The 21,288-nt window shown below is 66.7% G+C and carries 21 protein-coding genes; 16 read left to right on the top strand and 5 right to left on the bottom strand.

The features are described 5' to 3' along the window. Window positions 1-56 precede the first annotated feature (56 nt). The 3 genes from MFF62_RS25685 to MFF62_RS25675 all read left to right on the top strand — a co-directional run bounded on the left by MFF62_RS25685 (window position 57) and on the right by MFF62_RS25675 (window position 3,778). Window positions 57-2,264: a VTT domain-containing protein gene (locus MFF62_RS25685; RefSeq protein ID WP_238265957.1), complete on the top strand. Its 2,208-nt coding sequence runs from the start codon at window positions 57-59 to the stop codon at window positions 2,262-2,264. After that, window positions 2,261-3,019 carry an endonuclease/exonuclease/phosphatase family protein gene (locus MFF62_RS25680; RefSeq protein ID WP_238265956.1) on the top strand — a complete coding sequence of 253 codons (759 nt, stop codon included), beginning with the start codon at window positions 2,261-2,263 and terminating at the stop codon, window positions 3,017-3,019. The genes MFF62_RS25685 and MFF62_RS25680 overlap by 4 nt, the downstream gene beginning before the upstream one ends. Window positions 3,020-3,352: 333 nt before the next feature. After that, a complete protein-coding gene (locus MFF62_RS25675) occupies window positions 3,353-3,778 on the top strand; it encodes a hypothetical protein (protein ID WP_238265984.1) in 426 nt (141 codons plus the stop codon). A gap of 41 nt (window positions 3,779-3,819) precedes the next feature. On the opposite strand, the gene MFF62_RS25670 is transcribed toward MFF62_RS25675, so the two are convergent. Beyond that, entirely contained in the window at window positions 3,820-4,320 is a 501-nt protein-coding gene (locus MFF62_RS25670; protein ID WP_238265955.1) for a hypothetical protein, read from the bottom strand. 175 nt (window positions 4,321-4,495) lie between these two features. Continuing rightward, window positions 4,496-5,233: a histidine utilization repressor gene (gene hutC / locus MFF62_RS25665; RefSeq protein ID WP_238265954.1), complete on the bottom strand. Its 738-nt coding sequence runs from the start codon at window positions 5,231-5,233 to the stop codon at window positions 4,496-4,498. A 287-nt stretch (window positions 5,234-5,520) separates the two neighbouring features. Between hutC and MFF62_RS25660 the strand changes: the two genes are divergently transcribed. Genes MFF62_RS25660 through MFF62_RS25645 form a run of 4 tightly spaced genes read left to right on the top strand, consistent with a single transcriptional unit; the run spans window position 5,521 to window position 9,653 of the window. Beyond that, window positions 5,521-6,531, top strand: coding sequence for a Bug family tripartite tricarboxylate transporter substrate binding protein (locus MFF62_RS25660; protein WP_238265953.1), 1,011 nt, complete (start codon window positions 5,521-5,523; stop codon window positions 6,529-6,531). Between the two features lie 10 nt (window positions 6,532-6,541). Next, window positions 6,542-7,546: an ornithine cyclodeaminase family protein gene (locus tag MFF62_RS25655; RefSeq protein WP_238265952.1), complete on the top strand. Its 1,005-nt coding sequence runs from the start codon at window positions 6,542-6,544 to the stop codon at window positions 7,544-7,546. A gap of 1 nt (window position 7,547) precedes the next feature. Beyond that, window positions 7,548-8,354, top strand: coding sequence for a phosphate/phosphite/phosphonate ABC transporter substrate-binding protein (locus tag MFF62_RS25650; protein ID WP_238265951.1), 807 nt, complete (start codon window positions 7,548-7,550; stop codon window positions 8,352-8,354). Between the two features lie 36 nt (window positions 8,355-8,390). Beyond that, window positions 8,391-9,653 (top strand): NAD(P)/FAD-dependent oxidoreductase, encoded by a 1,263-nt coding sequence (locus tag MFF62_RS25645; protein WP_283205381.1) that lies wholly within the window; start codon window positions 8,391-8,393, stop codon window positions 9,651-9,653. Between the two features lie 21 nt (window positions 9,654-9,674). On the opposite strand, the gene MFF62_RS25640 is transcribed toward MFF62_RS25645, so the two are convergent. Further along, window positions 9,675-10,439 carry a DUF4410 domain-containing protein gene (locus tag MFF62_RS25640; protein WP_238265950.1) on the bottom strand — a complete coding sequence of 255 codons (765 nt, stop codon included), beginning with the start codon at window positions 10,437-10,439 and terminating at the stop codon, window positions 9,675-9,677. A gap of 352 nt (window positions 10,440-10,791) precedes the next feature. On the opposite strand from MFF62_RS25640, the gene MFF62_RS25635 reads away from it, so the two are divergent. Beyond that, window positions 10,792-11,727 (top strand): sterol desaturase family protein, encoded by a 936-nt coding sequence (locus tag MFF62_RS25635; protein WP_404990838.1) that lies wholly within the window; start codon window positions 10,792-10,794, stop codon window positions 11,725-11,727. A 78-nt stretch (window positions 11,728-11,805) separates the two neighbouring features. Here MFF62_RS25635 and MFF62_RS25630 read toward each other — a convergent pair whose 3' ends face one another. Continuing rightward, window positions 11,806-12,159 (bottom strand): hypothetical protein, encoded by a 354-nt coding sequence (locus MFF62_RS25630; protein ID WP_238265948.1) that lies wholly within the window; start codon window positions 12,157-12,159, stop codon window positions 11,806-11,808. A 206-nt stretch (window positions 12,160-12,365) separates the two neighbouring features. Then, a complete protein-coding gene (locus tag MFF62_RS25625; protein WP_238265947.1) occupies window positions 12,366-13,601 on the bottom strand; it encodes an MFS transporter in 1,236 nt (411 codons plus the stop codon). Window positions 13,602-13,780: 179 nt separating this feature from the next. Between MFF62_RS25625 and MFF62_RS25620 the strand changes: the two genes are divergently transcribed. The 8 genes from MFF62_RS25620 to MFF62_RS25585 all read left to right on the top strand — a co-directional run bounded on the left by MFF62_RS25620 (window position 13,781) and on the right by MFF62_RS25585 (window position 21,222). Next, on the top strand, window positions 13,781-14,359 hold the full coding sequence (locus MFF62_RS25620) for a hypothetical protein (protein WP_238265946.1): 579 nt from the start codon (window positions 13,781-13,783) through the stop codon (window positions 14,357-14,359). 84 nt (window positions 14,360-14,443) lie between these two features. After that, a complete protein-coding gene (locus MFF62_RS25615; protein ID WP_238265945.1) occupies window positions 14,444-15,448 on the top strand; it encodes an acyltransferase in 1,005 nt (334 codons plus the stop codon). A gap of 312 nt (window positions 15,449-15,760) precedes the next feature. Further along, on the top strand, window positions 15,761-16,432 hold the full coding sequence (locus MFF62_RS25610) for a ProQ/FinO family protein (protein WP_238265944.1): 672 nt from the start codon (window positions 15,761-15,763) through the stop codon (window positions 16,430-16,432). 37 nt (window positions 16,433-16,469) lie between these two features. Next, window positions 16,470-17,129, top strand: a complete 660-nt coding sequence (bluB, locus tag MFF62_RS25605; protein WP_238265943.1) for a 5,6-dimethylbenzimidazole synthase — start codon at window positions 16,470-16,472, stop codon at window positions 17,127-17,129. Window positions 17,130-17,229: 100 nt separating this feature from the next. Then, window positions 17,230-18,132, top strand: a complete 903-nt coding sequence (locus MFF62_RS25600; RefSeq protein ID WP_238265942.1) for a LysR substrate-binding domain-containing protein — start codon at window positions 17,230-17,232, stop codon at window positions 18,130-18,132. Between the two features lie 189 nt (window positions 18,133-18,321). After that, window positions 18,322-19,461: an NAD(P)/FAD-dependent oxidoreductase gene (locus MFF62_RS25595; RefSeq protein ID WP_238265941.1), complete on the top strand. Its 1,140-nt coding sequence runs from the start codon at window positions 18,322-18,324 to the stop codon at window positions 19,459-19,461. Beyond that, on the top strand, window positions 19,445-19,753 hold the full coding sequence (locus MFF62_RS25590; protein WP_238265940.1) for a (2Fe-2S)-binding protein: 309 nt from the start codon (window positions 19,445-19,447) through the stop codon (window positions 19,751-19,753). The genes MFF62_RS25595 and MFF62_RS25590 overlap by 17 nt, the downstream gene beginning before the upstream one ends. Next, the gene (locus tag MFF62_RS25585; protein ID WP_238265939.1) at window positions 19,750-21,222 is read left to right on the top strand and encodes an FAD/NAD(P)-dependent oxidoreductase; all 1,473 of its coding nucleotides are present in this window, start codon (window positions 19,750-19,752) and stop codon (window positions 21,220-21,222) included. The genes MFF62_RS25590 and MFF62_RS25585 overlap by 4 nt, the downstream gene beginning before the upstream one ends. The last annotated feature ends 66 nt before the right edge of the window (window positions 21,223-21,288 follow it).

Below are 21,288 nucleotides of genomic sequence, written 5' to 3'. Positions count from 1 at the left end.
CACGGCACCGCGCGCCCGCGCGACCGGTACGAAACTTGCGCGGCAAACCGTTCGCCATGACGAACGAAGCCGAATCCTCCCTGCTGAAGCCCGGCCACAACTGCTGGCGTGTGGAGCCGTGCGAACGGTTTTCCATGCTGGTGGATGCCGACGCGTACTTTCCCGCGCTGCGCCAGACGCTGGCGCGCGCCGAACACAGCATTTTCATCCTCGGCTGGGACATCGACAGCCGCATGCGGCTGCTGCCCGACGAACCCACCGATGGCCTGCCGGCCGAACTGCGCGACTTTCTCAACGCGCTGTGCCGGCGTCGCCGTGGGCTGCGCATCTATGTGCTGAGCTGGGACTATGCGATGGTGTTCGCGCTCGAACGCGAATTCCTGCCGTCCGCCAAGGAGCACTGGCAGACGCACCGGCGCCTGTCCTTCTGCCTGGACGGCAACCATCCAGTGGGCGCCTCGCATCACCAGAAGGTGGTGGTCGTCGATCACAGCGTGGCCTTTGTCGGCGGGCTGGACCTGACCATTCGCCGCTGGGACACCCACCATCACCTGGCCGACGATCCGCGCCGCGTGGACCCCGACGGCAAGCCCTATACCCCGTTCCATGACGTGCAGTGCATGGTCGATGGCGCGGCCGCGCGTGCCCTGGGCGAGCTAGCGGCCGAGCGATGGCTGCGCGCCACGGGCCGACGCCCGCGCGTGCCGACCGCCCAACGCACCGATCCGTGGCCCGAGCAGGTGGCGCCGGACATCACCGACGTGCGCATCGGCATCAGCCGCACCTTTCCGGCGCACAACGACGCTCCGGCCATCAGCGAAATTCGCACGCTCTACACCGATGCCATCGCCGCCGCGCGCGACAGCGTGTACCTGGAAAACCAGTACTTCAGTTCCGAGCTGATTGCCGATGCGTTCGCCGGGCAATTGTGCAAGCCCGACGGCCCCGACATCGCGCTGGTATCGCGCCGCACCGAAAGCGGCTGGCTTGAAGAAGCCAGCATGGGCGTGCTGCGTGCGCGGCTGTATCGCGGCCTGCGTGCGGTCGATGCGCAGGGGCGCTTCCAGCTCTACTGTCCGCATGTGCCGGATCTGGGCGACGCCTGCGTCAACGTGCACAGCAAGGTGATGGCCGTGGACGACCGCCTGCTCACGATTGGGTCCGCCAACCTGAGCAACCGCTCGTTCGGCCTCGATACCGAGTGCAACCTCGTGCTCGAATCGCTGGGCGACGCGCGCATGGCGGCGGCGATCCGGGCCATGCGCAACCGTCTGCTGTGCGAGCACCTGGCGGTCTCGCCCGACGAACTGGACGATGTACTCGCCACGCAGCCGCGCCTGAACGACGCGCTGTCCGCGTTGTACCGCGCCGAGGGGCGTACGCTGCAGCCGTTCGCGCCGAGCGTGCCCGACGATATCGACGCTGCGCTGCCCGACGCCACGCTGCTGGACCCGATGGAGCCCATCGACGCCGAAAACGTGATAGCCCAATTCGTGAGCCCCGACGCGCAGCCGCACGTGGCCAGCCGCGTGGCGATGTTGGTGGTGTTTGTGCTGCTCGTGGCCGGCGTAGCCTTTGCCTGGCGCTATACGCCGCTGCGCGAGTGGGCCGACTTCCGGCATCTGCTGGCGCTGGTGCAGCGCGTCGATGACATGCCGCTAGCTCCACTGGCGATGATCGGCGCGTTCGTCGCGGGTGGGCTGGCGCTGTTTCCGGTGACCGTCATGATCGTGCTGACCGTGGTGGTGTTCGGGCCGCTGTATGGCGGCGCGATTGCGCTGGCCGGCACCGTGATGAGCACTGCCGCCACCTATACGGTCGGACGGATGCTCGGGCGCAATGCCGTGCAACGCTTTGGCGGCCGGCGCCTGAACCGCCTGAGCCAGCAGGTCAGCCAGCATGGCGTGCTGGCGATGGTGGTGCTGCGGCTGGTGCCCGTGGCGCCGTTCACGCTGGTCAACCTGGTGGTGGGCGCGTCGCGCATCCGGCTGCGCGATTGCCTGCTGGGCACGGCCATCGGCATGTCGCCGGGCATCATCGTGTCGGCGTCGCTGGTGGACCGCATCGCGGCCGTGGCGCGCGATCCGCAGCCCGCCACGGTTGCGCTGCTGGCTCTGGTGCTGCTGGTGCCGGCCGCGCTGTGGTGGGCATTGCGGCGGCGCCGCCAACGGCGCAGCCGGGCTGCGCATCCGCACACGGGCCTCGGCACGCACCCCGGTCATCCTGAGTGCGGCGGCACCCCTTCCAGCGAGGGCGCACGATGAATGCCCCACGTGAGACGCCGGGTATCCACCACGAGATGCCGCTGCATGCCGACATCAAGGTGGCGAGCTACAACATCCACGGCGGCATCGGCACCGACGGCCACTTCGTGCCCAAGCGCATCTGCGAGGTCATCAACGAACTGCGTGCCGACATGATCGCGCTGCAGGAGGTGGAAACGCGCGGCACCGGCTTCGACATGCTGCGCTTTCTGTCCCAGCACACTGGCCTGCACGCGATTCCGGGACCGACGCTGGTGCGCGACGACGGCGACTACGGCAACGCGCTGCTGACGCGCTACCCGCCCGCCAGCGTGCGGCATATCGACCTGAGCGTGAAGGGGTGCGAACCGCGTGGTGCCATCGACGCCCAACTCGAATGCAATGCCATCGAATCGGGCACGTTCGCGCTGCGCGTGATCGCCACCCACCTGGGCCTGCGCCCAGGTGAGCGCCGCTGGCAGGTGCGCCGGTTGCTGACCGCGCTGGCCGAAGCGCCGAAGCAGCCCACCATCCTGCTCGGCGATGTCAACGAGTGGTTCCTGTGGGGGCGTCCGCTGCGCTGGCTGCATGCCTACTTCGAGCGCACGCCCCATGTCTCGACATTTCCGTCGCGCGCGCCGTTCCTGGCGCTTGACCGCATCTGGACCTCGCCGCGCGCGCACCTGGTGGCCGTGACCAGTCATCGCAGTCCGCTGTCGCGGCTGGCATCCGATCACTTGCCGTTGCTGGCACGGATGCGGCTGACCTCACGGTGACCTGCGGCTGACCTGTCGCTGAACTGTCGCTGACAGTCCCGACCCTCTCACGCTAGCGTTATTCACGCTCGCTGCACCGCAATGTGGACGCAGGCGCGAGTCGCCTACCACATGGCCTGCATCGCTTGCCGCAGGGCCGCAATACGGGTATTTCGCTAGGCGGGCGCGCTAGATTGGGGCCATGCCGCTGCCTATACTGACTTGCACACCGGGCATGCCATTGTGCGTGTACGTGTGTTTCCGATAACAACGGGCGGGTGAGTGGTGGCCCCGGGAGGAGCCGCCCGAGGTCATGTCGATACGGCCTGCCCCATGAACAGAGGAAAAGTGGAGATGGGCATGCCCAGCGAACAGTTCCTTGCTACCCAGGAAACCCGCCGCTCGGGGCTACGTGCCTTGCGGGCGGCACTGCTCCAGGTCCACAAGGAGGTCATCGGATATGACCGCGGCCAGTATGAAAGACTGCATGGCCCGATTCCCGCGGGACAGTTCGTGCAACTGGTGACAGAAGAGTCGTTCTTCCGCTGGCTCGATCCGTTGTCGCGCCTCATCATCGAGATCGACGAAGAACTCGATGGCGACGAGCATCACGACGAAACCTGCCGCGCCGTGGCCGGTGCCACGCAGAAGCTGTTTTCCGAACTAGGCGATGAATCGTTTCGCAAACGCTATCAGGAAGCGCTGCAGGACGAGACATCGGTCACGGTGGCGCATGGCCGGCTGATGTCGGTCATCGGCCAGTTACGCCAGTTGCCATGACGCGCCACGCGGCGGCCCTTGCGGTCGCCGCGCGCCGGACGCTAGCGTCCCCTGCCGCCGCCTCTGCCACCACCACGGTATCCCCCGCGATAGCCGCCGCCGTAGCCACCCTGATAATTGCCGCCGTAGCTGCCGTGGTAGCCACCGCCATAACCGCCGTGGTAGCCGCCGCCATAGCCGCCCCGGTAACCGTAGTAACCACGGTAGCCGCCATAGCCACCTCGATAGCCGTAGTAGCCGCGATATCCGTAGTAACCCCGATACCCGCAGCAGCCGTAGCCCAGCCAGACGCTGCTGTACACGGGCCAGCCGGTGTACCCGTACGGGTAGCCATAGGGATAGCTGCCGTAGGAGTAGCCCGAGTAGGTGGCATATCCGGGATAACCTGAATACGCGGGATAGCCGGCGTAGGCCGAGCTGTAGGTGCCGCCGTAATAGTCCCCGTAGTAGGAGCCGTACCCTACGTCATAGCCGGGATACGCCACACAGCCGCCCAATGTCAGGGCGATTCCGGCCAGTGCCACCCGCAGCGTTCCGCGCATCGCTACCATTTTCCTGTCTCCCGCTTGCCCTGCCAGGCCCGCGTGCGGGCCGGTAGTTAAAGCTTAGACAGTCTTCGCGCAGGGAATTCGCCTGGTGTTCACTTTCTCCCCTCTACCGCCATGTTTCTCCCCGCTCCCGCGATGCGGGAGAGGGGAACACAGCCACACCAAACCGCTACGCCTGTCCCAGCGCCCCGCCAAACCGGTAGCGGTTACCCGGGTGCCAGAGCACCACCACCGACGCCACCGCGCCGCGCGAGAACGTGCGCCGGCGCAAGACCAGCGCCGGCTCAGCCGGCTCGATGGCCAGCATCTCGGCCACCTCGGCGCCGGGCAGCAGCGCCTCGATCTGGTACTCGGCGCGCTGCAGCGGCGCCACGTGCATCAGGTGCTCGTTGGGCGTGATCGTGCCGAAATCGGCTTCCATGTAGTCTGGCGCCAGCGCGGGATTGACCCAGCGGTCTTCCACCTGGATCGGCTCGTCGTTTTCGTAATGAAGGATGACCGAGTGAAACAGCGTGCTGCGCTCGGCCACGCCGAACTGGCTGGCCAGGCTGCGCGTGGCGCGCTGCCGTTCCAGCCGGTACAGGCTGCTGCGATGCCGATGCCCGCGCGCGCGGATCTCCTCGGCGATGCTGCGGATCTCCACCACCGTGGCCTGGTAGCGCTGCTGCGCCACGAACGTGCCCGCGCCCTTGCGCCGCACCAGCACCTGTTCGGCCTCCAGCTCGTTGAGCGCGCGATTGACGGTCATGCGCGAGACCGCGAAGGTATCCGCCAGCTTCAGTTCGGGCGGGATGGCATCGCCCTCGCGCCATACGCCGGCCGCGATCTGCTCCTGCACGTAGTCCTTGATGCGCTGGAAAGCGGGCGTGGCCGGATCGACGGGTTGCGGGCTCGGACGGGCTGGCATGCAGGCTCCACGAATGGCAGGGCTATGGCGTTGAGAAAACCCCACACGACCCGCGACGGTGAAAAGTGCCGTGGCTCGCGCATGGGCGCGCACTGCGCCTGTGCCATCGGCACCATGCGCGTGCGGTTTCGCATCTTATGAGAAATCCGCTTTCCCATATGCGAAAAGTTGTCTATACAGTATCAGACAGCTTCTTTAAGATCAGTCTATACAAGTCGGGCGCCAAGACAAGGACGCGCGGCAGCCTGACAGGGTCATGGGGTGCAATTGAACACGGGGAGTTCTGCGTGAACCGTTATGTACAGGGGCCGGCCATGGCCTTTCAGAAGTTGTTGGCCGTACCGGCCATCGTCGCGCTGCTGGCGGCCATGCCGCTCGCCGCCCAGGCGCAGCCTGACGACTATCCCGCGCGGCCCGTGCGGATCGTGGTGCCGTTTGCCGCTGGTGGCGTAGCCGATTCGCTGCCGCGACTGGTGGGACAGAAGCTGTCAGAGCAATGGGGCAAACCCGTGCTCGTCGACAACAAGCCCGGTGCCGCCGGCAACATCGGCATGGAAGCCGTGGCGCGCGCCGCGCCCGACGGCTACACGCTGGGGCTTGCACCAGCCGGCAACCTGACGGTCAATCCCATCCTGTTCCGCAAGCTCAATTTCGAGACGCGCGACTTCGTGCCGGTGACGATGCTGGCGTCGTCGCCCAACGTGCTGGTGGTGAATCCATCGGTGCCGGCGCGCTCGCTCAAGGAACTGGTCGGCTATGCCAAGGCTCATCCGGGCCAGCTCAATTTCGCGTCGCCGGGTAATGGCAGCGGCGCGCACCTGGCTGGCGAACTGCTCAATCTGGAAGCCGGCGTCAAGACCGTGCACGTGCCGTACAACGGCATGGCCACGGCGCTCAACGACGTACTGGGCGGCCAGGTACAGATGATGTTCGGCGGTATTTCCACGGTGCTGCAGCATGTGCGCACGGGCAAGCTCGTCGCGCTGGCCGTGGCCGGCCCGCACCGGTTGCAGCAACTGCCCAACGTGCCGACCGTCGCCGAATCGGGCTATCCCGGTTTCGACGTGACGTCGTGGTACGGGCTGGTGGCGCCCAAGGGCACGCCAGAGAGCGTGGTGCGCAAATGGCAGAAGGATGTGGCAACGGTGCTGCGCGACCCCGACGTCAAGCAGAAGCTCGACGCACTGGGCCTGGAGCCCGTGGGCAGCACGCCGCAGGCGTTCGGCGAGACCATCGCCACGGAAACCACGAAATGGCGCGCCATCGTGCATCGCGCCAACATTCCCCCACTGCAGTAAGGAGACCCCCGTGAAAGAGCTGTACCTGACCTACCTGAACGGCCCCGACGTTGCCGAACTGGCGCTGACCGACGCGGAAATCCTGGCTGCGGTGGAGGCCGCGCTGGCCGCGCAGGGCCGCCGCGAAACCGTGATCGAACCGCGCGTGCACCTGGTACCGGAATCGTCGGACAAGGGGCACTTCAACGTGCTGCGGGGCTTTATCAAGCCGCTGCATGTGGCGGGCGTGAAGGTGGTGTCCGACTACGTCGACAACTACAAGCAGGGCCTGCCGTCCGAGATGGCGTTGCTCAACCTGTTCGATCCCGACAACGGCACGCCACTGGCCGTGATCGACGCCACCGCGATCACCGACATGCGTACCGGCGCCGTGACCGCGCTCGGTGCCCGGCATCTGGCGCGCAAGGGCAGCAAGGTGCTGGCGCACATCGGCGCGCGCGGCACGTCGTACTGGAACGTGCGCCTGCTCGATTCGCTGTTCGATTTCGACGAGATCCGCGTGCATTCGCGCCGGCCCGAAAGCCGCGATGCGTTTGCCGCACGGCTGTCGCGCGACCTGGGCAAGCCGGTGACGGTGACCGAGGACTGGGAATCGTGCGTGCGGGGCGCCGATATCGTGGTGGAGGCATCGCGCCTGCCCAAGCCCACGCCGATGCTGCTGACCGAATGGATCAAGCCCGGCGCGCTGGTGATTCCCTACGGCACGATGAGCGCCGTGGAGCTGTCGCTGACCGACATCATGAGCAAGATGGTGGTGGACGACTGGGGCCAGTGCCGCAAGGGCCTGCCGTTTGGCGCGCTGCGCGAGCATGTGGACAGCGGCCGCCTGAACGAGGAAAACCTGCACGCCGAGCTTGGGCAAATCGTGGCGGGCCTGAAGCCGGGCCGCGAGCGCGACGACGAGACCATCCTGTTCTGGCACCGGGGCCTGTCGACCACCGACATCGCACTGGGCCACGCGATGCTGACCAAGGCGCGCGCAAAGGGGCTGGGCCAGACCTTGCGCTTTGCCTGACATGACGGCCGGCATCGCGTCGTTCCGCATGTACAACGCCACGCCGGCGGTCACCGCCGCGTGGCAGGCGTTGTTCACGCGCGTGTTCGCGGACCTGGCGTGGCCGGTGGAGGTGGTGCCGTTTGCGTGGCCCGCGCCGCTGCCTTCGCTATGGCAGCGGCCCGATCTTGTCTGCGGCTTCATGTGCGGGCTGCCATTCGCACAGGGCGTGGCGCCCGTGGTCCCACTGGTGGCGCCCGTGCCATCGCCGGACGCCTATGGTGGGCAGGCGCGCTACCGCAGCGAACTGCTGGTGCGGGCAGACAGCGGCTGGCACAAGGTCGAGGACACCTTCGACAGCCGCTTTGGCTGGATGGCCCGGCATTCGCAGTCGGGCTACCACGCCGCGCGGCAACTGCTGGCGCCGTATGCGCGGGAACGCGGGGCGCTGTTCGCCGAATCCGTCGGCCCGCTCGATACACCCATGCGCGCGCTGACGGCGCTGCGCGACCGGCAGATCGACGTCACCGCGCTGGACAGTTACTTTCTCGATCTCGTGCGCCGGCATGATCCGGCGCTGCTGGAAGGTCTGCAGACCATCGCCTGCACGCCGTGGACACCGAATCCGCTGCTGGTGGCCTCGGCAACGCTGCCCGAGGCCGAGCGCGACGTGCTGATTGAACGACTATGCACCCTGCATGGCGGCCCGGACTACGAGCCATTGCTTGAAGCCGTGCTGGTGGAACGCTTCGACCGCCCCGACGTGGCAGCTTACCGGGACCTGGCGGCTGCGGCGGCACAGGAAGACGGGTACGCCGAAATTCGCTAGGATCTTCAGCTACGTTCCCCTTCCCGTGGTGACCACGTGATCCTGAAGAAACCCGAAGTGAAGAACATTGTGGTCATCGGCGGTGGCTTTGCGGGCCTTTGGGCCGCCGCCGCAGCAGCACGCATGGCGGACCAACTGGACAAACCCGTGAGCATCACGCTGGTCAATCGTGACGACCAGCACAGCATTCGCGTGCGCAACTACGAAGCGGACCTGGCGCCCACGCTGGTGCCGCTGCACGAGGTGCTGGACCCCATCGGCGTGGAACTGGTGGTCGGCAATGTGGCCGATATCGACACGCGGCAGTGCCTGGTGCGCGTGGACATGGTTGGGCAGCCCTCCGCCACCCTGCCCTACGACAAGCTGGTGCTGGCCAGCGGCAGCCGACTGGTGCGCCCGCCGCTGCCCGACGTGGACATCCGCTCGTTCGACATCGACACCTATGCCCAAGCGCTGCGCCTGCAGCGCCATATCGAGGCGCTGCCCACGCTGGCGCCGCGCCCGGGCCAGTACACGGCGGTGGTGATCGGGTCCGGCGCCACCGGCGTGGAACTGGGTTGCGAACTGCCCGACCGGCTGCGCGCCGTGGCGCGCGCCAGCGGCGCGCCCAATGCGGAAGCACAAGTGCGCGTGCTGCTGGTCGATAGCAACGCCGTCATCGCCGCACACCTGGGCGGCGCCCAGCCGGTGATCGAGCAGGCGTGCCGTGCGCTGGGCATCGAGCTGATGCCGGGCGTGTCGGTAACCGCGCTGGACACCACCGGCATCACGCTGTCCAACGGCGCCCATATCGATACGGCCACCGTGGTCTGGTGCGCCGGCATGCGCGCCAACGACCTGACGGCGTGTATCGCGGCCGAGCACGACGCGCAGGGCCGGCTGTTCGTGGATGCGTTCATGCGTGTGGAAGGCGTGCCCGATGTGTTCGCGGCGGGCGATGTCGCCCATGCGCTGATCGATGGCGAGCATCCATCGGTGATGTCGTGCCAGCACGCCCGGCCGATGGGCCGCTTTGCCGGCTACAACGCGGTATGCGAACTGTTCGGCCACGACATGCTGGCGCTCGATATCGACTGGTACACCAACATCATCGATCTGGGACCGGCCGGCGCCGTGTACGCCCAGGGTTGGGACCGCGTGGTGGTGGCGCAGGGCGAACAGGCCAAGGCCACCAAGAACGTGATCAACCGTGAGCGGATCTACCCGCCACGCAACGGCAATCGCGCCGATATCCTGGCCGCGGCGGCGCCAGACCTGCAGCGCCCTCCTGTGCTCAAGCCCTTGAACCCCAAGGGCTGACATCCCGCGACCACCCTACTATCAGATGGCCGGGCGCACGGCCATCCATCCTTCCACCTCGCTGGCCGCGGCCACCTGCTTGCCGATCGTGTCGCCCAGGCGCGTGGCGTCGGCATGGATCGTGTCGTGCCTGACTTCGGATACGCCGTGCGCGCCCGTGCCGGCTGCGGCAGCCACTGCCACATGACCGGCCACCGCGCCCACCCCTGCCGTCTCGGCCACGCCAGGCACATGTCCGCTGTCGGCATCGGCCTGGAAGCTCTGCAGCGGCACCGCCACGCCATGGGCCGGCTGGTAAGAGATACGCACCTGCGTCACCACCTGGCTCTTGCCGGCGCCCAGGCCGATCAGCAGACGGCGACGGCTGCTACCTTCGTCGATCTTGTGGAAATCGCCGTCGACGATCACGGCGTTGACGTTCGCCGGAGGCGCATCGTCCGAGCGCACTGCATTCAGCCCCTTGGCGCGCAGCGTGCGGACGATTTCACTGGCCACCTGTTCCTGCGCCTCGGCGGCCGCCGCCGTCTGCTCGCTGGCCGCCGAACCGCCCGTGGCCATGGTCTTGACCTTCTGCATCATGCCGCCATCGAGCTGCACCTGGCCGGCATCGGCGTGAAAGGCATGCACGTAGATGACGTCGGCCTGCACCGTTTCCAGCAGACCCGTGTGGTCGATGCCGGTCACTCCGGCGTTGGCGTAGCCTGCGGCCAGCATCGCGCCGGTGGCAACTGCGGCAATGGTCAGGCGGCGGGCCTGGGCGGCGATGGTGTGGAAAGCGTTTTGCATCTTGCATCCTTCGGGTCGGGGTGATCGGGTGATCGGTGTTTCGCGTCCGTGATGGCGCGGTGAACCGAGTATGGAAAACGCGGCCGCCGTATGCCAGCCAGGAAATATTTCGTCCGATGTCACGACGCCGGGCGCGATTCCAGGCGCCTTCTGCGCAACCTGGCAATTATGTCGCCGGGCGTCTGGAAACCCTTCCTTAATTCCCGCAAACTCTTATCTGGCAAGGCTTTCCTGGACATGACACACGGCGACATACTTCCCACATGGCGCCGTGGCAGGTCGCCCACTACAGTTGGCTCACCGACGCAGCGACACACCGCTCCAAAGCGTCACCGCCAAACCTGAAAGGACGATCATGCAACTCCACAAGCTCACGCTCCTCGCCACCGGATTCGTGGTGGCCGCTTCGATGGTCGAAGCGTTCTTCCTGGCCCGCAAGGCACGCCGCGAAGGCAAGACCTACCCCTGGCACGAGATGGGCCTGTCGCTGGTGGACATGATCGGCCGCAAGCTGATGGTGCTGCTGCCGCTGTCGCTGGCCACGCCGATCTTCGCGTTTGCCTGGCAACACCGGCTCTTCACGGTGGAGATCAACTCCGCGCTGGCCGTGCTGCTGCTCTTCATCGGACAGGAATTCTGCTACTACTGGTACCACCGCGCGTCGCACCGCATCCGCTTCTTCTGGGCCACGCACGCCGTGCACCACTCGCCCAATGAGCTGACGCTGGGCACCGCCTACCGCCTGGGCTGGACCGGCAAGATCACGGGCAACGCCATCTTCTTCGCACCGCTGGTCTTCCTGGGCGTGCGTCCCGAAGTGGTACTGGCCACGCTGAGCCTGAACCTGCTGTATCAGTTCTGGCTGCACACCACCTGGATTCCCAAGCTGGGCTGGTTCGAGTACGTGTTCAACACCCCGTCGGCCCACCGCGTGCATCATGCCTCGAACCTGGACTACCTCGATGCCAACTACGGCGGCGTGCTGATCATCTTCGACCGCCTGTTCGGCACCTACGTGGAAGAACGCGAGGAAGAGCCTTGCCGCTTCGGCCTGGTACACCCCACCACCACGCACAACCCGCTGGTCAACCAGTTCGAACACTGGATCAGCCTGGGCAAGGACATGATGGCCGCAGGCAACCCGCTCAAGGCGATTGGCTACCTGTTGATGCCCCCGGGCTGGGCACCTGACGGCAAGGGCACGACGACCGAGGAACTTCGGCAACAGCAACGCCTGCAACAACGTCAGCAGCAGCCGGTGGAAGGCGAGATGGCGGTGGCGCAGTAAGACAAAAGGAGGTGGATGGAGACAAGAACGGGCAGCCCTGGCTGCCCGTTTTTCTATTCTGCCGGTGCAGCCGCGCGCTTACTGGCAACTGCTCAGGGCCGCCATCGCATTGCCGCTGTCCTGGCCACGGTAGCCAAGCCACGATCCCGGGCCGTTCGGCGACTTGCGCACCACGGCGGCGGCGCCAGCCGGGGGCTGCTGGCCCGGCACATAGACGTCGAAAGCCTGGTCGTTGGCCAGCATGTACTGCATCCAGACCTGCTGGTTGGTGGCGTCGGCCCACTTCTGGCCGATGCACTGTGCTGCGGCCTTGGGCGCCAGCTTGCTTTCACCAACGGCCTTCGTGGTTGGCGTGGGCGGTGGCGTATAGGGCGACGTGGCGCAGCCTGCGAGCGTGGCGGCGGCGAGAGCGATGATGAACGGATATTTCATGTTGTTGGCTCCATATCGGATCGCGGGATGCACCGATGACGTTTAGCCATCTGGGCGTCTTATGCCGGTGCGTGACGTGTACTGCATGGGCGTGCCCCGTGCATTACAGAAAAGCAGTATAGGCAGAGGCCCTCAATGCACCCACTGCCACGTGCCTTTCTTTTCGGTAGGTGTTTGTCTGATATCCGCGCGATCCGACTGGAGCTTCAACGTCCCGGCTCGGGTGCCGAGGCTGCCGCCTCCGATGGCAGCAACAGCACCACCATCGCGGTGCAGGCGGCGATGCAGGCCATGGCCAGGAACAACGAGGCAAAGCTCGATGCCTTGACCACCGGCCCGAGCAGCCAGACCGCCAGCGAGCTGATGCCGAACGACACCGCCAGCCGCATGCCGGCCACGCGCGACCGCACGCTGTCATCGACGTAGCGCACGATCATCGCGTCGGTAAACGGAATGCTGCCGAAGATGCACACCATGGCGCCCAGCAGCGCGACGAACAGCCACCAGCCGCTGGCCAGCGCGGCCAGGACCAGCCAGGGAATCTGCGCCAGCACCAGGCCCATGTAGAGCCGCTTGAGCGGCACGCGGTCGATCAGCTTGCCCACCACCACCTGCGTGAATGACGCCAGCGTGTAGATCACGGCCAGCAGCACGCCGATCATTGCCGGATCATCGATCAGGCCGTTGAACCGTTCCGTCAGGAATTGCGTGTTGCCGTTGGTGGTGAAGTTGAACAACAGGCTGCCCGTGACGGCCGCCGCCGTCATGACCACCAGCGCGCGGGCCAGCAACCGGGGCGGCAATACCACCTGCGGCGGCTTGCGGCCGCGCCCCGGCGCGGCGCCCTGTGGCGCGCAAAGCAGCGCAAAGGCGACACCGCAAACAATGGAAATGACGCCGGGGACGGCAAATGCCGCGCGCCAGCCCCATGCCTGCACCAGGAAGCCGGTCAGCAGCGCCGCGCCGGCCACGCCTAGGTTGCCCGCCAGCCCGTTCAGCCCGATGGCCGAACCTGGGCGCCGGGCGCGTTGCACCAGCATCGGAATGCCCACCGGGTGATAGATCGACGCGAACAGCCCGATCAGGCCGAGCCCGGCCGCCAGTTGCCATGGCCCCTGCGCCAGCGAGGCCAGCAGGGCCGCGACGCCGAGCCCGAAGAAGAACACCAGCATCATCTGCCGGCGGCCCCACAGGTCGCCGAGTCGGCCCGATGGCACGGATCCCAGCCCGAACAGGAAGAACGCGCCCACGCCGTAGGGCATCAGGTCTTCCCAGCGGGCAAAGCCGAATTCGGCGGCGATGGTGCCAACGGCCGTGGCGAAAATCAGCAGAAACAGGTGGTCGAGCGCATGGCCGACGTTCAGCAGCAGGATCACCTGCAGCGGGTGGTCCTCGGCCGCCGGCTGGCTGACCGGCGGGGTCGGCGATGTATTGGTATGCATGAAGGGTGTCTCCCTGATGGATTTGCGCTTGTTCTGGTAATGCGTGGCGCAATGGGAACATAGTCTGCCGGAGCCGGACGCCCGCGTCCTTCGCATTTCCGCCGGCCACCCTCGCAAAATGGACAGGCCACCTGCCGCCGCCAAGTAGAATGCTGCGATTCATGATTCGAGGGTGACGGATGTCCGGCTTCAAAACCATGCCGAAGGCATTTGCCATGGGCGTGGCCCTTATCGTGGCGGCCTGCTCCAACGAAGAGCCGGCTTCGCCCGCGCCACCGCCTCGGCACGAGGCCCGCAGCGAACTGGAAATCTCCGCCGGCCTGGTGCCGCTGCTGGACGAGGCCATCCTGCGCAATGTGGCCGATTTCTGCGGACAACATGCGCCGCGCACCCGTACCAAGGTGGAAACGGCCTGGCGGCAATGGCAGGCGAATAATGCCGCGCACCTGAAGACGGCCAGGTATTACCACGCGCGACTGGAGAATACGGCGGCCAACGGCGCCACCGAGGACGCGCGGCGCGCCGACCAGGAATTGCTGACCCAGAATGCCATGTTGGTCGAGAGCTTCACCAACCAGCAGGTGGACGTGATGCGCGTGGCGCTGGAACACGGCGAACCCGACGTCGTCACGCAGCTCTGCACCGAGAATTTCACCAAGGTGGCGGCCGGCGAGTGGGATATCCGTCACCGCGACCCGGAGATCGCGGCCTTCCTCGACAAGGGCATCCCCAAGCACGTTGCGCCCACAGATCGTTGATTCATCGTTGATTATTTAGATCTAACGGTCCCAACTTGATCAGGGACAAACAGAGAGAGGGTTCGCGCTCGCAAAATTGCGGGCATGAATTCGACACCTCCCTCTACCTTTGCGCCCTCGACACCCCAGTCGCCCCCGTCGCCCAATCTGTCCTCCCACATTGTTTCCGCTGCGGAACCCTCCCCGCCCCGGGCACGCCCACGGCGCCGCCTGGGCTGGCTGACCGGTGTGCTTGGGGCGACGCTACTGGCAGCCAACACGGTGCTGTGTTTCGTACCCATCGTGCCGCTGGCCCTGCTCAAGCTGTGCCTGCCATTCCCGGCGGTGCGTCGGCGCGTCGATCCGTGGCTCAACCGCATCGCCACCGGCTGGATTTCGCGCAATTCACAGTGGATCACGCGGCTGCAACCCGATATCTGGGATATCGAAGGCAACACCGGCTTGCGGCCGGACGACTGGTACCTGGTCAACTGCAACCACCAGACGTGGGTGGACATCTTCGTGCTCCAGCGCGTGCTGAACAAACGCATTCCGCTGCTGAAGTTCTTCCTGAAGCAGCAACTGCTTTACGTGCCGGTGATCGGCCTGGCCTGGTGGGCGCTGGACTTCCCGTTCATGAAGCGCTACAGCAAGGCCCAGTTGCGCCGCAACCCGGCCAAGGGGCGCAAGGACCAGGACACCGCCCGCAAGGCCTGCGAGAAATTCAAGCTGGTGCCCACCAGCGTGATGGTGTTTGTCGAGGGCACGCGGTTCTCGGAAGGCAGGCGGCTGACCCAATCGTCACCGTATCGCCATCTGCTCAAGCCCCGCGCCGGTGCGCTGGCCACGACGCTGAATGCCATGGGCGGGCAGTTCCGCTCGATGATCGATGCGACGATCGTCTATCCCGATGGCGTGCCCAGCTTCTGGGACCTGGCCTGTGGCCGGTCGGGCCGCATCGTCGTGAGAATCCACCAGGTGGAGATCCCCGAGCACTTCTGCGCCGGCGACTACACCGGCGACGCCGCGTTCCGCTCGGCGTTTCACCATTGGCTGGCGCAGCAGTGGCAGGCCAAGGACCAGGATATCGAGAGCCTGAAACGCGACTAACGAGTGCTCTGACGGACGCCGGGATTCACTCGGATTTGTCTGATCGCTTTTCAGAGTATTCCGATTCTCGAATCAGAATCGTCTCCTTACACTGCCTCTCGCCCGTGCAATGCGGGAGACCCAATCGAGCTCAGGGCTGACCCCTCCCCTGTTCTCATTGTCTTGAATGCCACGCGGATCCCCGCCGCGTGGCATTTTTTTTCGTGCGTCGATCCCCGGGGTGAAACCCCCCGCTGCGCCAATTTGGGCACTGTCGGCTGACCCTGGCGGCATCCACGCTATAATCCCGCGACGTTTGACTGGGCTAGAGCAATGGGTTTCGAACAACTGGCAGCATTGAAGGCAAAATTGGCCGAACAGGCAAAGAACGAGGCGCGCGCCAAGGCACCGCCGCGTGGCCGGCCTGCGCCGTCCAAGGCCGGTCCGGCAACGGGCAAGGCCAAACCGGCGACGTCCAAGCCGAATCAGGGGGCACGCAAGCCGAACCCGGCAGCGGCCAAGGCCGCCCCGGCAACGCCAGTCGATCCGGTGGTTCGCAATATCGGCAAGCTGCAGAAGCGCTTCCCGGCCGTATTCCCGAAGAATCCCGCGCCCAAGGTGCCGCTCAAGGTCGGCATCTTCGACGATCTCATGACCCAGGCGACCGAACTGGGCCTGAACGAGGCCGAGCTGCGTGACGCCATTCGCACGTGGTGCCGTGGCGCCCGCTATTGGGCATGCCTGACCGAAGGCGCGCAACGGCTGGACCTGAACGGCCAGCCCGCGGGCGAAGTCACGGCGGCCGATGCCGCCCGTGGCCGCCAGCTGCGTGCCGGACGCGCCAAGCAGGAAGCGGCCAAGAACAAGGACGCCGCCGGCAAGCCGCAGACGCCGCAGCAAGCCCAGCCTCAGGCGCAACCCGAGGCAAAAGCCGCGGCACAGCCCGAAGCCGCAGCCGACGTGCCGCCCGCCGCTCCCGAAGCGCAACCGAGCCAGCCCGAGTAATTCTCCCGGCAGGCGCTGGCCGCCGGCCGCCCTCGCCATGGCAGACATCGGGCGCGACCCTCACATCGACGACGACGAACGCGCCGCGCTGTACCGCATCATTGCGTTACGGCGCGATTGTCGTCATTTCACGCCCGGCCCCCCGTTACCCGACGACCAGCTGGAGCGCCTGCTCCAGGCGGCGCACCAGGCGCCGTCCGTGGGTCTGATGCAGCCCTGGCGCTTCATGCGCCTGAGCACACCGGACTGGCGCGCCCGCCTGGCACCACTGGTGGAAGCCGAACGGCAGGCCACGGCACAGGCCCTGGGCGAGCGTGCAGCGGAGTTCCTGCGCCTGAAGGTCGAGGGCATCCGCGACTGCGCCGAACTGCTGGCCGTGATCCTGGCCCCCGACGACGGCACCGTCTTCGGCCGCCGCAGCATGCCGGCCGAAATGGCCTGGGCCTCAGCCGCGTGCGCCGTGCAGAACCTCTGGCTCGCCGCGCGTGCCGAAAACCTGGGCCTGGGCTGGGTCTCGATGTTCGATCCCGATACCCTGGCGCGCGAACTTGGCCTGCCCGACGGCGCGAAGCCGTTTGGCCTGCTCTGCCTGGGGCCGGTACCCGCCTTCTACGAGTCCCCCATGCTGGAACAGCTTGGCTGGCGCCAGCGCGCCCCGCTGCGCGACATGCTCTGGCATCCTCCGTCGGATTCCTGACATTCCAGCCTCACCCCATACGGCATAGCTCGTTTGCCGGCGGCATCCATACGGATTTGCTATACCATCGCAAATTCGTTCCAGGCGCCAGGACCCAGGCATGAAATTCAAGGAAATCAGCGCATTCCAGGCCGTGATGCGTTCGGGCTCGATGACCGCCGCGGCCTCCGAGCTATATACATCGCAGCCAAACGTAAGCCGGCTGATCGCCCAGCTTGAGTACTCCACGGGCCTGACGCTGTTCACTCGCAACGCGGGCCGTCTGGTGCCCACCGAGGAAGGCCTGGCCTTTCTGCGTGAAGTCGACCGCGCGTTCGTCGGGCTCGACGCCCTGAAGGATGCCGCGCGCAATATCCGTCAATTTGGCAAGGGCCGGCTGCGCATCGCCTCGGTGCCATCGCTGGCGATGACGGTGCTGCCGTTGGTGCTGCAGCGGTTCCATGCCGACCATCCCGACGTCAACGTCGCCATGGAAACCGGCAGCACGCAACTGGTGGCCGACAGCGTGGGCAGCCGCTATGCCGATCTCGGGCTCGTCTCGTTCCTGCCGCCGGCCGCCGTTACCGAGGCCCAGCCGATTGCCGAGCTGTCCGGCTGCTGCGTACTGCCACCCGGTCACCGCCTGACCGCGCTCGATGTCATCACGCCGGCCGACCTGGCGGGCGAGTCCTTTATCTCGATGAGCCACGGCGACGGCCTGCGCGCGGCCGTGGATGCGGCATTCGCCAGCGACGACCGGCGCGTGATGCACTTCGAGACCCCCTACGGCGCCACCATCTGCAAGATGGTCGGACTGGGCCTGGGCGTGGGCATCGTCAATCCGCTGGTGGCGCGCCTGCACACCGCCGAGGTGGTGGTCCGCCCGTTCCGGCCGCGTATTCCATTTGTCAGTTACCTGCTGCTGGCCCGCAACCGGCCTGCCAACGTGCTTGTGGACCGCTTCATCGAGCGCATGACCGAGTGCATTGCCGCCGAAACGGTATCCCTGCCCGGCACCCTGTAAGACCACCCCATACGGTTTCCGTATGGGCGCCTGACAGACTCGTATTTGCGCCTGGGGTGCGCGCTCCGCATACTCGTTCGCACCGACACACCGGCCCGCAGGCCGCGTGATGTCACGATTCTTGCGAGTACCCCACATGATTTCCAGCAGGGCCCAAGGCCCGCACATTCCCTGCCGGAGGCACCGTTGATGGTGGCCTCCACATCCCGATTCCCGGTATTCGATGTGGCCGTCGTGGGCGGTGGCCTGGTCGGTTCCGCCGTGGCCTATGGCCTGCGCGAGCGCGCCGGGTCGATTGCCGTGCTGGACGAGGGCGACATCGCGCTGCGTGCGTCGCGCGGTAACTTCGGCCTGGTCTGGCTGCAGAGCAAGGGCTACGGCATGGGCGCGTACAGTCAGTGGACGCTGAACTCCACGCGGCTGTGGCCCCGGCTGGCGGCCGACCTGATGCGCGAGACCGGCATCGACGTGGCGCTGGAACAGAAAGGCGGCCTCACTCCGCTGATGGGCGACTACGAGGTGGAGGCGCGGCTGGCGTGGGTCAATACGCTCATGTCGCAGCCGGGCGTCGAGCCCTACGAATGGAAGCTGCTCGATCACCATCAGGCAGCATCGCTGGTGCCCGGCCTGGGCCCCGACGTGACCGGCGCGATTTGGACTCCGCATGACGGCATCGTCAATCCGCTCAAGCTGCTGCGCGCATTCCATACCGCGTTCAGCACCAGCGGCGTCGAGTACCTGCCCCACCATGGCGTGACCGATATCGTCCAGCACTCGAACGGCGAGTTCGTGCTGAGCACGCCCAACGGCCAGGTGCGCGCACGCAAGGTCGTGCTGGCCGGCGGGCTGCGCAACGGTGACCTGGGCGCGATGGTCGGCATCGACCTGCCGATGGCGCCGCAGCGCGGCCAGATCCTGGTGCTCGAACGCACGCGCCGACTGCTGGACACGCCGATGGTGACGCTGCGCCAGAACGACGAAGGGAGCTGGCTGGTCGGCGATTCCCAGGAAGACGCCGGCTACAACGACCAGGTCACCACGCTGCCCGTGCTGGCGACTCTGGCCGACCGTGCGGTGCGTACGCTGCCCGCGTTGCGTGACGTGCGCGCGGTGCGCGCGTGGTCCGCGCTTCGGGTACGGGCCAAGGACGGTTTCCCGGTCTACGAACAATCGGCGACGCACCTCGGCGCGTTCATTGTCACCTGCCATAGCGGCGTGACGCTGGCCGCCACGCACGCGATGAACCTGGCCCCCATGATTGCCGCCGGCGCGCTCGCGCCCGAGCTGGACACCTTTTCGACCCGGAGATTCCATGTTCAGAAGAATTGACGCGGCGGTCATGCAATCGACCGAACGCAAGGTACGGGTCACCGTGGATGGCGCGACGTTGGAATGCCGCGAGGGCGACAGCGTGGCCGCGGTGCTGTTCGCGGCCGGTGTGGTGGCATGCCGCGACACTGCCGTCTCCGGCGCCGCGCGCGGGCCGTATTGCATGATGGGCGTCTGCTACGACTGCCTGGTCAGCATCGACGGCCGCCCGAACCAGCAGGCATGCATGGCGCGCGTGCACGACGGCATGCGCGTGGAGCGCCAGCTTGGCGCACGCGAGGTAACGGCATGAACCCCGATATCGCAACCTGCGACCTGCTCGTGATCGGCGCGGGTCCCGCCGGCCTGGCCGCGGCCACCGAGGCCGCCGGCCTTGGCGTATCGACGGTGCTGATCGACGAACAACCGGCCCCGGGCGGACAGATCTACCGCGCGATCGGCAGCACGCCCGTGCGCAATCGCGCGATCCTGGGCCAGGACTACTGGCACGGCATGAGCCTGCTGGAACCGTTCGCCCAAAGCGGCGCACGTCATCTGTCGGCGGCAACCGTGTGGTCGATCAATGCGCGCGACGCGGAAGCCGGCGGCTCGGACGGCGGCTACGAGGTAGCCTACTCGGTGGCCCATCCCGGCCAGGACCCGCAGGCCGCACTGCTGCACTGCCGCCACATCATCCTGGCCACTGGCGCGCAGGAACGGCCGTTCCCGATTCCGGGCTGGACCTTGCCGGGCGTGATGACGGCCGGCGCCGCGCAGATCCTGCTGAAGACGTCGGGCGTGGTGCCCGAGGGCCGGACCGTGCTGGCTGGCGGCGGCCCGCTGCTCTACTTGCTGGCGTGGCAGTACCTGAACGCCGGCGTGAAGCTCGAAGCGATCCTGGAAACCACCGCACCGGGGCAATGGCGCCAGGCGCTGCCACATGCGTGGAGCTTCCTGCGGTCGCCCTACCTGGGCAAGGGCCTGAAGCTGCTGCGCGCGGTGCGCAAGGCCGTGCCCATCATCAGCGGCGTGAGCGCGCTTGAAGCCATCGCGGGCACCAACGGCCAGGTTGCCGAACTGCGTTACGAAACTGCAGGCCAGCAGCGCACCATCGCGATCGACCAGCTTCTGCTGCACCAGGGCGTGGTGCCCAACACCAACCTGTCGCGCGCGGTCGGCGTCGAGCATGCCTGGAACGAACGCCAGGACTGCTGGGAGCCGATGGTCGATGCGTGGGGCGCCACGTCGGTGCCGCACGTGAGCATTGCCGGCGACGGCGCGGGCATCGCGGGTGCCGTGGCGGCCGAACACCGGGGCCGCATTGCGGCTGTGCATGCCGCCGCCGCGCTGGGCCGTATCGACACGCCCACGCGCAACGGCAAGGCGTCGCCGCATCAGGCGGCACTGGCACGCGCCACGTGCGGCCGCGAGTTCTTCGAGGTGCTGTACCGCCCGCAGGCGCAGTTTCGCCGCCCGGTGGGCGACACCATTGTGTGCCGCTGCGAGGAAGCCACCGCCGAACAGGTGCGCCACGCCGCGCGCATCGGCTGCCAGGGCCCGAACCAGTTGAAGGCGTTTCTGCGCTGCGGCATGGGTCCGTGCCAGGGCCGCTTCTGCGGGCTGACGGTGACCGAACTGATTGCCGACGAACAGCAGCGCCATCCACGCGACGTGGGCTACTACCGGCTGCGGTTTCCCACCAAGCCGGTGACGCTTGGCGAAATCGCCACGCTGCCGCAGACCCAGCAATCGCACGACGCCGTGGTGCGGTTCAAGAAATAGCCCGTGGCACGCACAGATAAAAAACGAGCGAGAACCGGCGCATGCCGCGTTCCGCCAGTTGGACCA

Source organism: Cupriavidus pauculus (assembly GCF_022179805.1).
In the GTDB taxonomy this organism is placed as follows: Bacteria; Pseudomonadota; Gammaproteobacteria; order Burkholderiales; family Burkholderiaceae; genus Cupriavidus; species Cupriavidus pauculus_E.
This window is presented reverse-complemented; position numbering and strand designations above follow the sequence as displayed.

Coding starts and splice junctions, on each gene's coding strand:
- MFF62_RS25620 (WP_238265946.1), top strand. CDS start 13,781: ATGTCCGGCTTCAAAACCATGCCGAAGGCATTTGCCATGGGCGTGGCC.
- MFF62_RS25590 (WP_238265940.1), top strand. CDS start 19,445: ATGTTCAGAAGAATTGACGCGGCGGTCATGCAATCGACCGAACGCAAG.
- MFF62_RS25625 (WP_238265947.1), bottom strand. CDS start 13,601: ATGCATACCAATACATCGCCGACCCCGCCGGTCAGCCAGCCGGCGGCC.
- MFF62_RS25610 (WP_238265944.1), top strand. CDS start 15,761: ATGGGTTTCGAACAACTGGCAGCATTGAAGGCAAAATTGGCCGAACAG.
- MFF62_RS25650 (WP_238265951.1), top strand. CDS start 7,548: ATGACGGCCGGCATCGCGTCGTTCCGCATGTACAACGCCACGCCGGCG.
- MFF62_RS25680 (WP_238265956.1), top strand. CDS start 2,261: ATGAATGCCCCACGTGAGACGCCGGGTATCCACCACGAGATGCCGCTG.
- MFF62_RS25670 (WP_238265955.1), bottom strand. CDS start 4,320: ATGCGCGGAACGCTGCGGGTGGCACTGGCCGGAATCGCCCTGACATTG.
- MFF62_RS25675 (WP_238265984.1), top strand. CDS start 3,353: ATGGGCATGCCCAGCGAACAGTTCCTTGCTACCCAGGAAACCCGCCGC.
- MFF62_RS25685 (WP_238265957.1), top strand. CDS start 57: ATGACGAACGAAGCCGAATCCTCCCTGCTGAAGCCCGGCCACAACTGC.
- MFF62_RS25615 (WP_238265945.1), top strand. CDS start 14,444: ATGAATTCGACACCTCCCTCTACCTTTGCGCCCTCGACACCCCAGTCG.
- MFF62_RS25640 (WP_238265950.1), bottom strand. CDS start 10,439: ATGCAAAACGCTTTCCACACCATCGCCGCCCAGGCCCGCCGCCTGACC.
- bluB (WP_238265943.1), top strand. CDS start 16,470: ATGGCAGACATCGGGCGCGACCCTCACATCGACGACGACGAACGCGCC.
- hutC (WP_238265954.1), bottom strand. CDS start 5,233: ATGCCAGCCCGTCCGAGCCCGCAACCCGTCGATCCGGCCACGCCCGCT.
- MFF62_RS25630 (WP_238265948.1), bottom strand. CDS start 12,159: ATGAAATATCCGTTCATCATCGCTCTCGCCGCCGCCACGCTCGCAGGC.
- MFF62_RS25600 (WP_238265942.1), top strand. CDS start 17,230: ATGAAATTCAAGGAAATCAGCGCATTCCAGGCCGTGATGCGTTCGGGC.
- MFF62_RS25595 (WP_238265941.1), top strand. CDS start 18,322: ATGGTGGCCTCCACATCCCGATTCCCGGTATTCGATGTGGCCGTCGTG.
- MFF62_RS25585 (WP_238265939.1), top strand. CDS start 19,750: ATGAACCCCGATATCGCAACCTGCGACCTGCTCGTGATCGGCGCGGGT.